The sequence below is a fragment of the Shewanella amazonensis SB2B genome (genome assembly GCF_000015245.1).
GTDB classification, from domain to species: domain Bacteria; phylum Pseudomonadota; class Gammaproteobacteria; order Enterobacterales; family Shewanellaceae; genus Shewanella; species Shewanella amazonensis.
Genome location: NC_008700.1, coordinates 3514673 through 3527024, shown reverse-complemented (window position 1 = coordinate 3527024; position 12352 = coordinate 3514673). Strand labels below are relative to the sequence as shown.

Sequence of the window (12352 nt, the reverse complement as noted above, 5' to 3'; positions counted from 1 at the left end):
GTATCAGCCTCGATAGTATCAACAGAGCACGTTATTCATCACAGCTCACACCTCAATAATCCATCAAGATTAACGAGTCTGCTGGCACCGGCACAATGGGTAACTCTCACGATGTAATCCTGGGAGCGTTTGATTTTCAGTCAGAAAAGGAAGTAAACCATGAGCAATAAAAAGCCGGTAAACAATCCTCTAAGTGATAAATCAAAAAAGCCTGTTAACAGCCATCAAATCAGAAAGAAAATCGAAGATATTCTGATAGCCAGAGAACAACAAAAAAAGCTGGAACTTTAACCGGAGAACCCTATGCGAAAGCCATCTAACCGCAAAGTCGGCAAAAAAGTACGTCAGGATAATTTCGACTCCAAGTTCGAGCATATGGTTGGTGAGTATCAAAGCGCCAAAGCAGTTCTGGACACCCTGGCAGAAGACAGCGCTGAATATGCCGCGCAGAAAAAACAATGCGATCAGCTGTTCGCCAGCGCCGAACGGTTTTTCAATAGCCGCCAACGGTAAACCACCAATGTTAAGCCGCCAAGCGTTGCGGCTATCACAACTTTTTGATGGTGTGCACTCTTCATACTGACCAATGACTGAGACACTCCGGCTGCGTGTAGCAACTGAACGTTAGGTAGAGCCAAGCCCTGCTTGGCGAAGGTCGTGGGTCTCCAACCCACACCCGGGGAAAGGGGGCAGTATCGACTTGCCCCCTTGTCCAATCCCCCAGCGACCCGCGACGAAGCGGACAGCCCCTTGGGCGTTTTTGAGCCCATTGGCTTCACGAGAGACTCGCATCCTGCTCGACCCTCGCGCTTCGACGTCCTGTCTCAGCTACGCCACGTGCTCAAACGCCCTGCGGCCGCTTCGAGCGGGATTTGGTGCATTCCTCGGCAAAAGTGTTATGGCTGTCCTGTCTTTCGTCTGTGGGAGCGTCCAGATATGTCCTGAGTTTTGGGTTCGAATGAGCTTTTAATTCACTCCGACCCCTTTATCCACATAAGCCGCGAGAGCGGCAGTTACACAGGTAAACGGCGTATTCGCGGCGGCCGAGCCAGAGTGCGAACTGTGATGTTTATGGCCATGATGTCAGCCATCCAGTGCAACCCTATTTTCAAACGCTACTACGAACACTTAAAGGCGCAGGGAAAGCTGCCCAAGGTGGCGATAATTGCTTGCATGCGGAAGCTCTTGGTCACCCTCAATACCATGATGAAAAACGGAACTCGCTGGGGCGAAAAATCACCTGAATTGGCGTAATAAATATTGACGGAATGCCACAGTCACTTGTTAGGCGATTTATCACAACAGATTACAATACACTCTGACAATCTTACCATCATATTTTTCAGCATATACTGGATACATACCGTCACCCATGACTGTGGTTACTGCTATTCCAGCTCCCATATGACCAAGCTTAAATGGCATCTCCCCATACCCTTTTTCTGACATGGTGGCATAACATGCCCCCGCATAAGAAAAATTGATCTTGTCAGAGTTCTCTATTTCAATAGCTTCAAGCCTACCCGAGGCTTTTAGTTCATTTACAGTTTGATCAAAGCCTGAAATTTTTTCTTCATAGTTAGAGAAGTCTTTTCTGAATTGGTAGATTTCGCCAGTTTCTGTATCTTTTAGCAGCCTAATATCCTCAAACTCATCATCTTGCCATTCAGAGTTAATGTAACAAGGATCAGTAATCATGAGTTGCCCGCTATCCACTGCGACCATGCCCATTTCTTCTATTTCATATTTTGCATCAGCTGAAAACAATCTAAAATCATCATCTTCCTCTTCGAGATCAAGCTCAAGAAGATCCATTGTTCTTCTAATATCTTTAGATTTCTCTAAGTCACTTCTTAATCTCTTTACTTCTTGAGATTTAGTAGACAATTCACTTTCATGGGATTTTTTATCTTCACTTAGCCTCGTTATTTCTTCTTCTCTGATCTTGATACGCTCATTTAATATTTTCTCAATATTTTCAGGGCTCTTCTTCTCTAGAGCAGAAATCTGCTCTTTCAAAAATGCATTGTTTTTTTCTACAGCTTTAACTTGCTCATCCTTAGACTGGAGAGATGAGTTTAAATTTTTAATGTATGCAGCATAAATCCAGCCTGCAACAATAAGTGCAAACGCATTGGATCCTAGCTGCAAATAACTAATTAATTCTTCAGGCAAAGTACATCCCTCCTATTCGCCTAACGCCTCAAGAACCGGCGGCGCTTGCGCCGTCCGCGTTACTTGACTTGTTAAGCCTTGTATTTACTTTGATTGAAATGGTTCTTCCCAACCCATTATTAGGAGCAGTAGAGGATGACATGCCCTTTGTTACAACTTTTCTATTTAACCAACCTCCATACTTAATAAGGTCTTCACTCTCATACAAAACATTAGAAACTGCAATCGCTCGATTGGTAGAAAGTAAAATGTTGTTTTTATATGCACCAACATCATCTTCCGAGTTTTTCCACTCTCTACTTGCGTAACCAATAATTTCAATAGATTCAATGAGTTCATCATTTTTTATTAATATTGGTAATATTTCTTTAAAGGTTTCTGTCAATACAGCATTGAAGCGTTCAGACAATTTATACTCGCCAACCTCATACAATCCATAAGAGTGGTCGAATGTAAAGATCATAGAGTCGGGGTTGAACCCTACTTTGAGCTCGTCCAACGTTGTTGAATGCAGTGACAATATATCCTTGGATAAATCAGAGAGCTCTATTTTTTTCGAATCTTTCTTAACAATAATTGACTCGGAAGGTAAGTTAAAAGTTGTACTTTTGCCTCCGTCGGATATTTGCAGATAACTAATTTCCCCAACTCCTTGAAATAGTATATTTACATTATCAAGACGGATAAATTGATCGCCAACAGGAATAATTACATGGCTTTTTGAATCAATTTTATTTATGGCATCAGAGACTATATCTCTGTATTTATGATCCACATAGGCTGTTGCTGCGACCTCTCTAATACCCAAATACTTCATTGATGCGCTAACTGAATTCGTAAAAAAACCCTTTATGATTACAAATGGAACAATGAACAGCATTAGGAAGAAAACGACATAGAATAGCTTTTTAGGTGCTTCAGTTCTTTCCTCAAGCAAAGCAGAAAGGGTAAAGCCATTCATTAATAAAGCAGCACACCAAGAAATAACTGACATAAAGTCTATCTGTTTCCAGCTCAACTTTATGTCACTAATTAGAAAAGCTATCGAGGTAACTATAATCACAAATGAACCAAGAATGTAAATGGAGGAATACCCCTTGAAATCATTAATTTTAGGTAACGGAACAAAGTTTTTTAAAAGAAGGTACAAAGGCGTGTAAAGTGTATAGCCCACTGATGTGAAGAGGAAATTAGCGATAGTACACACGAAGCCAAACACAAGCGTCGACCAAATAAAAAATAGTCCGTCACCAACTTGAATGTTTTTGGGATAAAAGCCGATGCTCGTGCAGTAGATTAAAACTATTACCGCCCCTACAGCGATACTAGCTTTTGCGACCAGGCTTGAAATGCCATTTGCTAATTCAACTTTTTGTTCCATTTTCTACTTAAGTTCCAATTTGATTACTTAGGGATTAACATTTGTATAGTGAGACGGCTCGCTTTTCACCTCAGACCAGTGAAAAGCGTGCCGGTTTATGTTCAATAGAATTAACTATTTAGATGATCTTGTCTATATAAGTTGCCAGCGCAAAGCGTACCAGCACACTTTGTGCGTTTTTTCGGCCTGTTATTCATGCTTTGTAAATTTTTAATTTATTGATTTTTATAGTAAATAGTATTTTTGGGCTGAGTGATTCGTGCCAATCAATTGAGATAACCGTGCTTGCATTTTGAAAAACGCCATTGATACTGTTTTTATATACAGCTTTTTTTTGAGGTGTTTGATGACACACAGTCCCTTCCTGAATGCAAAGAGTGAGGATGCAAAGAGTGAGGATGCAAAGAGTGAGGATGCAAAGAGTGAGGACACCCACAACTCTTACATTACGCTATTAAAGGAGTAATGAAACTTAAAGGACTTTTGTTGATTGATACACCAATCCCGCTCGAAGCGGCCGAGGGCGTGGGTGAAAATGGCGTGGCGAGGCATGGAAGCCGAAGCAGCGACCGTTGAGCTTGGAGCGAATCGGTCGTGTCAGCCCATTTTCACCCTAAGCCCGACGGAGCTTTCCGCTTCGTCGCGGGTAGCTGGGGGATTGGACAAGGGGGCAAGTCGATACTGCCCCCTTTCCCCGTGGGTGGGTCGGAGACCCACGACTTACAGTCGCTTGCAAAGCGACACTGAGTTAACAGCCAGAGCAGGCTGGGGCATCAGCCTCCCTACTTCTGGGTGGAACGATAGTGGTCAAAATTCTCAATATAATCATCAAGATTGGCTTCGAGCATTTCTTTGTAGCGCGCCATATAGTAATCCAGCATTTCCTGCTTCTTGGGCTGCATCTGCGCCTGGGTTTCAAAGCTGGTGGAGGCAAACCAGGCGTTGTAGCGGGCGACGGCCCACATGAAGGAGGCGCTGATCTCGCCGGTTTTGATAGCCGGGTCCTGATTTTGCTGGTTGGCGAGCTTGATCATCTCGGAGGCGCGTTCGTAAAAGGCATTTTGGCTATTGGAAGCGTTGGCAGATGTGGTCTCGGTAGTGGTTTCAGATGCGATCGCAGACTCGGTGGCAAGGGTTTCTTCAGACATGGGATATTCCTGTGTAAAGGGTTGGTTCCTGAAGGCAAAAGCCAGGCACTCACCCTGTTTGTAGTTGCCCTTACCCTAAAGTATTTGCCGCTTGAGGGACAGCCGACTGAATCACAGAATCGCTCGGCCGCATGGTAAATAGCTGCTTCGCATCCCAAAACATCCAGATATTTCATCCCACCGATGGCGTTCGCTAGTACCCCGTCAGTTCCATATAGCCCTCACCCATGTGGCTGCCGCTGTCACTGTGACTGACGCGCACCGGGCCTTCCCAATACTGGGTGCTCAGCTGCATGCGGGCATCGGGATTAAGGGCCTCAACCCTGAGGTTAAGCTGTTCACTCGGCTCGGCGTTATCTGCGCTGCTGCCCTTAAGGCTTAGCTGCCAGCTAACCGGATAGCCCTGATGGGAGTCAATCGGCGTCATCGAGACCACCTCAAGCGTTTGACTGCGGCCATCGGGCCACATGCGATTGGCATGGGTGAAGGATTTGGCATTTTGCTCCCGAAGCTGAAACAGCATCAGCGCCGAGCCATCGTCGAGGCGCAGGGCAAACCAGTCCCAGCCCTGTTGTGCCAGCCCCAAAAAGGCACTGCTCCATTCGCGGTCGAGCCAGCCCTGACCGCTGACGGGCTGCCACTTGCCATCCAGCAGTACGTCGCCCTCAATATCGATAAAGGGCGCCGAGTAGTAATAGGATGCCAGCCCCGCATCGAAGCTCTTGGTGCTGTAACCCCTATCGCCCTGAAGTTGCAGTGGCGACTGGCTGGACAGTGTCAGTCGGTAGCCAAGCGCCTTACCGTCAGCAGCAACATTCAGGCTTGCGGGAAACAATGCCTCGGTTTGTGACTGCCAGCGCCAGTTGGCGAGATACACCGAAAAGGGGCTACCACCGGCACCGGCGAGATCTGAGTGGCCACGGGACCATTGCTCTGTCGCCACATGGCTGTGCTTGCGGGTGACGGCGGCGTGGGCAAACCACAGCTGCCTGCTGTGCCAGTCGTCATCAATGCCCGGTGGATTGTCCCCCGGTAATGCCGTGCCGTGCTCTGATTCTGATTCTGGTTCTGATTCTGGTTCTGGTTTCAGTGCTACCCGAAATTGGGTCCACTGCAGCCCAAGGGACTCGCCGCTGGTGGTTGTCAGGTTGGCGGTGAGATACCACCACTCCTGGCGGAAATTATTGTGGGGGCCGTGGTCGGCGGGAAAGCTCAGTGCCTTGCCGGGGCTCACGGTATCGAAGCCTGCAATATCCCCCGCCATCAGCTCGCCCATGCCGGGGGCTGATGAGTCTGGGGCCTGATGCCGATTGTCGCCGGTTTTGCCACAGCCAGAGGTAAGCAAGAGCGCCAACAGGAGCGGGGTCAAGAAGGTGATTTTACTGGCTAAGCTCATATCAATTCGCCTCCTGCTGCAAACTGCGGATAAGCGGGCGGCGGCTTTGGCGCCACAGGGGCCAGGCGAGGGCCAGCGAGGCCGACAGCAGCGCCGCACCTATGGCACTCAGTACCGGCAGCCATTGCCAGTCCATGGTGAGGCTCCAGCCGAATGACAGCAAAATGACCTTGTGGATCAATAGCCAGGCGAGTATCCAGGCAACGGGCACCGCAAGCAGTGCCGTGGCAAGCACCATCAGCAACATCTGCACAGCGCTCATTAACAGCAGCTCGCGGCGACTCACCCCCAGGGCGTGCAGCCGCGCCAGCGGGTTCTCGCGGCTGGCGGAGAGCATGGACAGCGCCGAGAAGAGGCCGATGGAGGCTACCAGCAGGGTGAGGGTGCCCAGGCTTGCGGTGATTTCAAAGGTGCGACCAAACATGGTGATGGCAATTTTTTTGATGTTTTGCTGGCTGAATATCAGCGAGCGTGACAGCTCAAGCTCACCGGCTAGGTCATTGGCCAGCTGCTCGGCATCGCAATCGCCACAGCTGAGCGCGAGACTCATGGGAATGGGGGACAGCCCCAGCTCACGCCAGAGGTCTTCCTCGATAAGGGTTTCAAACTGTTGATTACCATGATCGTAAAAAATGCCGGCAACCGCCAGGCTCAGGCGTTGGCCGCCAACCGCCAGATGCAGGGTATCCCCAAGCTGAATATTGAGCCGCAGTGCCATGGGCTCATTCACCAGAATCTGCCTGCCGCCTTGCGCCATGGCTTGCCACAGCGCCTCATCAAATAGCTTTAAGGTGCTGGTTTCCCGAACCGACAGGCTATCCCGTGCCAGCAGCCGGAAACGGGTGTCGCTATTACCCTGGCCCGTGAGCACGGCTGGGCTGGAATACTGGCGGTAGCTGGCGCTGATGCGGCTGTCGCCTTCGAGTTTTGCCATGACCTCCTGCATGCGGCTGTCACCGGGCCTTAAGTAAATATCGGCATGCAGCCTTTGGTTGAGCCAGGCCTTCAAGGTGCCTTCGAAACTGCCCACCAGGGTCGTCATGGCGATATTGGCCGACAGCGCCAGCAGCATGGCCATCATGGCCAGCGACATGGGCGGCGCCAGCACCTTCAGCTCGGCGACCAAATAGTGTGACAGCCCCGGCCTGAAGAGACCAAACCCGGTGAAAACGGCGGGCAGCCGTGCCAGCAGGCTGGGTAAAAGCAGCGGCGTTGCCAGGGTCACCAGTGCAATCAGCCCCAGGCTATACATAGGCAACAGCCGCGGCAGTTGCTGCTCGCGAAGATAGTGGCTGACTTCGGGTTCCACCAGGGTGATCAGCAGCGCCAGCAGCAACAGCACCGCAGCCACCTTGAGCTGCAGCCGCTGCATCCGGGTATCGAAGCCCTGGCTCGCCCCCTGCTGACGACTGCTGGCGAGCGGCGTGGCCACCAACCGCGCCATCAAGGGGATACAGGCGAATAGACTCGCGGCGGCGGTCAGGCCAAAGGCCTCGATAAACCAGGCGGGCTGCCAGTGGCCGGGCAAGAGGCGCGCGCCGTAGATTTGCTCCAACGTCATGGCCACCAGTGGCATCAGCACCTGCCCAAGCCAAAGCCCCAGCACAAACCCCGCAGCGGCGCCGAGGCTCACCATCAGCATCAGCTCCAGCGTCAGGGCACCAAGCAGTTCCCGTTGCCCCACGCCCAGCTGGCGCAGCTGCAATAAAAGCCGGGTGCGCTTCATCAGGCTGTAGCGCACGCCGTTATAGGCAATAAATAAGCCCACCACAAAGGCGAGCAGTCCCATGGCCTTGAGGCTTAGATGGAAGCTGCCGGTCAGTTCGGTGAGCGCCGCACCATTATCTTCGGCGACGATTTCAAGCCTGGAGGCATCGATTCCGGCATCCAGTAAATGCTGCTTGAGTGCGCTAAGACTGACACTGTCCAGCACTTCGATGCTGCTCAGTGCATTGGGCGCCTTCAGCGCCGCCTTGGCAAAGGACAGGTCGGCCACCATGGCGCTGCCGAGACTATAGCTGTCATCCAACCCCATCAGGGTTATCCCCTTGCCGTTGAGGGTGATGTCGCCTGCGGCCTTAATCTTTTCGAGGTGGTTTTGGCTTAGCACCAACACCGGCTCGCCACTGAGCAGGCTTGCCAGGTCAAGGTTGGCGAAGAGGGGGCTGCCGGAGTTGGCCGATGCGCTGGGGGGCTCAGGGCGTTGGGTGTCAGGACTGGAACTCGCCGCGGTTATGGCCGCAGAGGTGGCGGCTATGATGTCGATACCGTCGATATAAAAACGTCTGCCGTTGTCATCGGTGATGACCCCATTTAACCTGGGAATTAACTTAAGGCCCTGGCGGTTAAGCCGAAAATAAATGTCATCGCTGATAAACGCGGCGCCGCCTGCCGGCAGCAGGGTAAAGGCGGCGCGGCCAGAGAGGGGCGCCGTGGCTTCGCGATAGCTGGCTCGGGCATTTTCATTAATGCTTTTGACGGCCGTGAGCAGCACCACAGAGAGGATAATGCCCAGCAAAATAGCCCCGGCCTGCAGCGGCGCCCGGCGGTAATGGCCCACAAACACCTTGAGGCTCAGCCTCAGGCCATGATTGGTGCTCGCTCGATGTTGCCTATCCATGTTCAGCCCTGAACCTGCTGACTGGACTCAGGCAAAGACCCGTCGGTTGCCGTGGTTTGCCCCAAGAGTGGGCTTGCTATTTCGCTGCGGGTTTCTGCAATCTGGCCATTGCAGAGGTGCCAGCGCCTTTGCATAAAGGCGGCGCATCGCTCGCTGTGGGTCACCATCAGAATGGCGGTATTGCTTTCCCGGGCGAGGCTGGTGAGCAGGGCCATCACCTCATCGCCGGAGTGTTCATCCAGGTTACCCGTGGGTTCATCGGCAAGCAGCAGTGGCGGGCGCTGAGACAAAGCCCGGGCGATGGCGACCCTTTGCTGCTGACCGCCGGAAAGACTGTCCACCGGGCGGGACAAGAGCTCAGTCAGCCCCAAACGGCTGGTTAGGGTATGGCACCAGTCATCCCAGGGCTTGCCGTTAAGGGCGAGGGGAAAATGAATATTGGCCTGCACATTTAAGGGTTCCAGCAGGTTGAACTGCTGAAACACCATGCCAAGCTCGCTGCGGCGAAAACGGTCCCAGTCGCTGGCGCTGAAATGCTTGGAAGGCCTGCCAAGGAGGCGGATGTGGCCATCGTCGGGCTGATCAAATCCGGCAATCAGATTTAACAGGGTGCTCTTGCCGCTGCCGCTGGGACCGGTGAGGGCAACGGTTTCACCGGGGTGGATGTCCAGAGTGAGATTATCCAGCACCCGGTGACGTTCTCCACCGTCCTGAAAACTCTTGCTTATCTCCTGCATGGCGACTATCGGCGTCATTACCTCTCCTTGTTCGGCCGTCACTGCCTGTCGTTGCTGGCGAGTGCTGGCCAAAGGATAACCTGCTGCTTTGGGAAAAACTACGTCAAAACAAGCAGGAGAGATCAGCCGGAGACAGAAAGAGGTGACAGCATCAGTCCAATAACGCCCCAGAATGGCGGCCTATGCCCGAGTGGCGCTCATCGGCTGGCTGCGTAGGTGCTGAGCTCACTCAGTTGAACCTGGGTGACAAAGGCCCCGTCCACATAAAAGTCCACCCCGTCGCCGCTGCGCTTGCCTGTCATGGTTTGCTCGCTGCCATCGCTGAAACGCACCAACATGGTCAGGGTGTTGTCATCGATGGCAACAAAGTGCGCATCTTCAATCTGCTGACTGTTGTTGGCCCCCAGCGTGCCCTTGAGCGGCGCGTCTGTCAGCTCCTTATCCAGCTTGTCGTTGACCTTGATGATGGTCTTGGCGGGCGTGTCTGCCAAGGCCGGTGACTTGCCGGTTATGGGGTTTTTGCCGGTCCAGAATTCGATGCTGTTGAAGATAAAGAGGTCGGCTGTGGCGGTGAGACCATACACAGGCGCCAGCAGCATATACAGGCCGGCGCGGCCATAACGGTTATCCACCGCCGACAGGTTGCCCTGGGTCAGCATGCCGCTGAGGCCCATTTGGCCCATGCAGCCGGCGAGTTGGGTGGTGGCAAGCAGTGCCAGTGTCAGGGTGATCTTATTCAGTTTCATGTGGCTCAATCCGTGTGAAATCAATGTGGCATTTTGGGGTGCCGATTCTAGTGGCTGGGCCTTTTCTCACCGGGCAGTGGCTCACACTTTGGGGTAAGGATTTTGTTGTGGTCGTAACCGGCTTGAGACCCTTTGTAAGTGATTGATGTAAAAGGTTTGGATTGCTGGCTTGGCGGCGGATTGTATTGCAGAACTCTAACAAAGGTTACAGGCAAAGGCAGAGGGCAAGCTTGAAGGACGTCACGCTTCTTTGGTGGCCTGTTGCCAGTGTCCGTTGCTTCTGGCAATCTTGCTTCCCCCGCAGCCAGGCTGCGGGTTCCGTTCGGATGAAGGTAGCAGGAGAGTTGGGGCGTGCCCCACACCGACGAGGCCAACTTCGATGCAAGTCGAAGGACTCTTTCAGGTGCCAGGAATTGACCTGGTGTGGACTGCTACTGGACGAGCCTCTGGAGAGATCCGGTCAGTTACGTTTGGCATCACAGATGCCTGCGGTAATCGGCACCGGGCGCCGAAGGCGAAAGCCCCTTTGGGGTGAAACGCTCAGGCAAAAGGACAGAGGAGAGGATGATTGCACCACCCTCCCCGGGTGGCCTTTTGCCACAGGTCTCTTCCACCTTGGTTCGCAGCCATTTCTTTTCCTCCTCCGTTTATTAATGTCGTTTGTTTAATAACCGAGGATGCTATGGATTTTCACGCACTGCTGACGCAGTTGAACGCTATTGTTTGGGGTCCTGTGACCCTGTGTTTGTTGGTGGGTACCGGTGTGTACTTCACCGTTCGTTTAAAGCTGTTGCAGCTGGTCAAATTACCCCTCGCCCTGTCACTGCTCTTTAAACCCGCCTCAGGGAAGGGGGAGCTGTCGTCCTTTGGGGCGCTTTGCACCGCACTCTCGGCCACCATAGGCACGGGCAACATAGTGGGGGTCGCCACCGCCATCAAGCTCGGTGGCCCGGGTGCGCTGTTTTGGATGTGGGTGGCGGCCTTTTTTGGCATGGCCACCAAATACGCCGAGTGTTTGCTGGCGCTCAAATACCGCACCACCGACGCCAGGGGCAATATCGCCGGTGGCCCCATGTATTACATTGAACGCGGACTTGGCCTGGGCTGGCTCGCCAGGCTCTTTGCCATTTTCGGGGTAGGTGTGGCCTTTTTCGGTATAGGTACCTTCGCCCAGGTCAATGCCATCAGCGATGCCATGACGGTGGCCTTTGCCGTGCCCACCTGGGTGACTGCCAGCGTGCTGACCCTGCTGGTGGCGGCCGTGACGTTAGGCGGCGTTAAGCGCATCGCTTCGGTTGCCCAAACTCTGGTGCCCGCCATGGCCATCGGCTATGTGCTGGCTTGCCTTTGGGTACTGCTGAGTCTCCATGACGCCATAGTGCCGGCCCTTTCTTTGGTGGTGAATGGGGCCTTTACCCCGGTTGCCGCCGGGGGCGGCTTTTTGGGGGCGACTGTGGCGCTGGCGATTCAAACCGGTATCGCCCGTGGGGTATTCTCCAACGAGTCCGGCCTTGGCAGCGCACCCATTGCGGCGGCAACTGCACGCACCAAAGAGCCGGTGGAGCAGGGGCTGGTGAGCATGACTGGCACCTTTTTCGATACCCTGATTATCTGCACCATGACAGGATTGGTGCTTATCATCACTGGTGTATGGAGTGGCGACAGCGCCGGAGCAGCCATGACCAGCGCTGCTTTTTCCGCGGCGACAAACCCCTTGCTGGGGCAATATCTGGTGACAGTGGCGCTGGTGTGTTTTGCCTTTACCACCATTCTGGGCTGGAACTACTACGGCGAGCGCTGCTGGAGCTATCTCACCGGGGGCCGTTATGCCGGTCTGTACCGGCTGGTCTTCTTGCTGCTGATTGCTGGCGGTGCCTTTATCAAGCTCGACCTGATATGGCTCCTTGCTGACATCGTCAATGGCCTGATGGCCATCCCCAACCTGATAGCGCTGATTGGCCTGCGCAGCGTCATCCTTGCCGAAAGTCAGCGCTATTTTGGCATGCTGGCCATGCCGGGCGGGAACGCTGCGCTGCCAAGCCGTGCAAAAGAGGCTGAAGATGGCCTGGTGAGTTAAGCTGTATTGGCACTTAAAGGGCTTTCAGCGGTGGGTAAACAGGACTGGTCACTGGTGAAAAGGTGATCCGGC

At 53.0% G+C, this 12352-nt stretch carries 10 protein-coding genes, 1 pseudogene and 1 riboswitch; of the genes and pseudogenes, 4 read left to right on the top strand and 7 right to left on the bottom strand.

The window, feature by feature from the left end; genetic code table 11:
- The first annotated feature begins 159 nt into the window (after positions 1-159).
- From SAMA_RS19860 to SAMA_RS15455, 3 genes and pseudogenes are all read left to right on the top strand, one after another.
- Positions 160-291, top strand: a complete 132-nt coding sequence (locus SAMA_RS19860) for a hypothetical protein (protein WP_269571889.1) — start codon at positions 160-162, stop codon at positions 289-291.
- A 12-nt stretch (positions 292-303) separates the two neighbouring features.
- Positions 304-513 (top strand): hypothetical protein, encoded by a 210-nt coding sequence (locus tag SAMA_RS15460; protein WP_011761069.1) that lies wholly within the window; start codon positions 304-306, stop codon positions 511-513.
- A gap of 483 nt (positions 514-996) precedes the next feature.
- Positions 997-1254 (top strand): annotated as a pseudogene (locus tag SAMA_RS15455) (transposase); the annotation flags it as partial.
- A 42-nt stretch (positions 1255-1296) separates the two neighbouring features.
- Here SAMA_RS15455 and SAMA_RS15450 read toward each other — a convergent pair.
- The 7 genes from SAMA_RS15450 to SAMA_RS15420 form a co-directional block, all read right to left on the bottom strand.
- A complete protein-coding gene (locus SAMA_RS15450) occupies positions 1297-2175 on the bottom strand; it encodes a hypothetical protein (RefSeq protein ID WP_011761067.1) in 879 nt (292 codons plus the stop codon).
- Between the two features lie 28 nt (positions 2176-2203).
- Positions 2204-3556, bottom strand: a complete 1353-nt coding sequence (locus SAMA_RS15445; RefSeq protein WP_011761066.1) for an OmpA family protein — start codon at positions 3554-3556, stop codon at positions 2204-2206.
- A 782-nt stretch (positions 3557-4338) separates the two neighbouring features.
- On the bottom strand, positions 4339-4704 hold the full coding sequence (locus SAMA_RS15440) for a DUF3144 domain-containing protein (protein WP_011761065.1): 366 nt from the start codon (positions 4702-4704) through the stop codon (positions 4339-4341).
- A 193-nt stretch (positions 4705-4897) separates the two neighbouring features.
- Positions 4898-6100, bottom strand: coding sequence for a lipocalin-like domain-containing protein (locus SAMA_RS15435; RefSeq protein ID WP_011761064.1), 1203 nt, complete (start codon positions 6098-6100; stop codon positions 4898-4900).
- A 1-nt stretch (position 6101) separates the two neighbouring features.
- Positions 6102-8720, bottom strand: a complete 2619-nt coding sequence (locus tag SAMA_RS15430) for an ABC transporter permease (RefSeq protein WP_011761063.1) — start codon at positions 8718-8720, stop codon at positions 6102-6104.
- Positions 8721-8722: 2 nt separating this feature from the next.
- Positions 8723-9475 (bottom strand): ABC transporter ATP-binding protein, encoded by a 753-nt coding sequence (locus tag SAMA_RS15425; RefSeq protein ID WP_011761062.1) that lies wholly within the window; start codon positions 9473-9475, stop codon positions 8723-8725.
- Between the two features lie 179 nt (positions 9476-9654).
- Complete coding sequence (locus SAMA_RS15420; protein ID WP_011761061.1) at positions 9655-10203, bottom strand: DUF3332 domain-containing protein; 549 nt, start codon at positions 10201-10203, stop codon at positions 9655-9657.
- Positions 10204-10639: 436 nt separating this feature from the next.
- A riboswitch (glycine riboswitch) is annotated at positions 10640-10769 on the top strand.
- Between the two features lie 116 nt (positions 10770-10885).
- Here SAMA_RS15420 and SAMA_RS15415 point away from each other — a divergent pair.
- Complete coding sequence (locus tag SAMA_RS15415) at positions 10886-12280, top strand: alanine/glycine:cation symporter family protein (protein WP_011761060.1); 1395 nt, start codon at positions 10886-10888, stop codon at positions 12278-12280.
- Positions 12281-12352: the final 72 nt, after the last annotated feature.

What these genes read in the sequence shown, in the direction of transcription:
- SAMA_RS19860 (WP_269571889.1), top strand. Translation starts at nt 160, where the DNA reads ATGAGCAATAAAAAGCCGGTAAACAATCCTCTAAGTGATAAATCAAAA.
- SAMA_RS15460 (WP_011761069.1), top strand. Translation starts at nt 304, where the DNA reads ATGCGAAAGCCATCTAACCGCAAAGTCGGCAAAAAAGTACGTCAGGAT.
- SAMA_RS15445 (WP_011761066.1), bottom strand. Translation starts at nt 3,556, where the DNA reads ATGGAACAAAAAGTTGAATTAGCAAATGGCATTTCAAGCCTGGTCGCA.
- SAMA_RS15440 (WP_011761065.1), bottom strand. Translation starts at nt 4,704, where the DNA reads ATGTCTGAAGAAACCCTTGCCACCGAGTCTGCGATCGCATCTGAAACC.
- SAMA_RS15435 (WP_011761064.1), bottom strand. Translation starts at nt 6,100, where the DNA reads ATGAGCTTAGCCAGTAAAATCACCTTCTTGACCCCGCTCCTGTTGGCG.
- SAMA_RS15430 (WP_011761063.1), bottom strand. Translation starts at nt 8,720, where the DNA reads ATGGATAGGCAACATCGAGCGAGCACCAATCATGGCCTGAGGCTGAGC.
- SAMA_RS15425 (WP_011761062.1), bottom strand. Translation starts at nt 9,475, where the DNA reads ATGACGCCGATAGTCGCCATGCAGGAGATAAGCAAGAGTTTTCAGGAC.
- SAMA_RS15420 (WP_011761061.1), bottom strand. Translation starts at nt 10,203, where the DNA reads ATGAAACTGAATAAGATCACCCTGACACTGGCACTGCTTGCCACCACC.
- SAMA_RS15415 (WP_011761060.1), top strand. Translation starts at nt 10,886, where the DNA reads ATGGATTTTCACGCACTGCTGACGCAGTTGAACGCTATTGTTTGGGGT.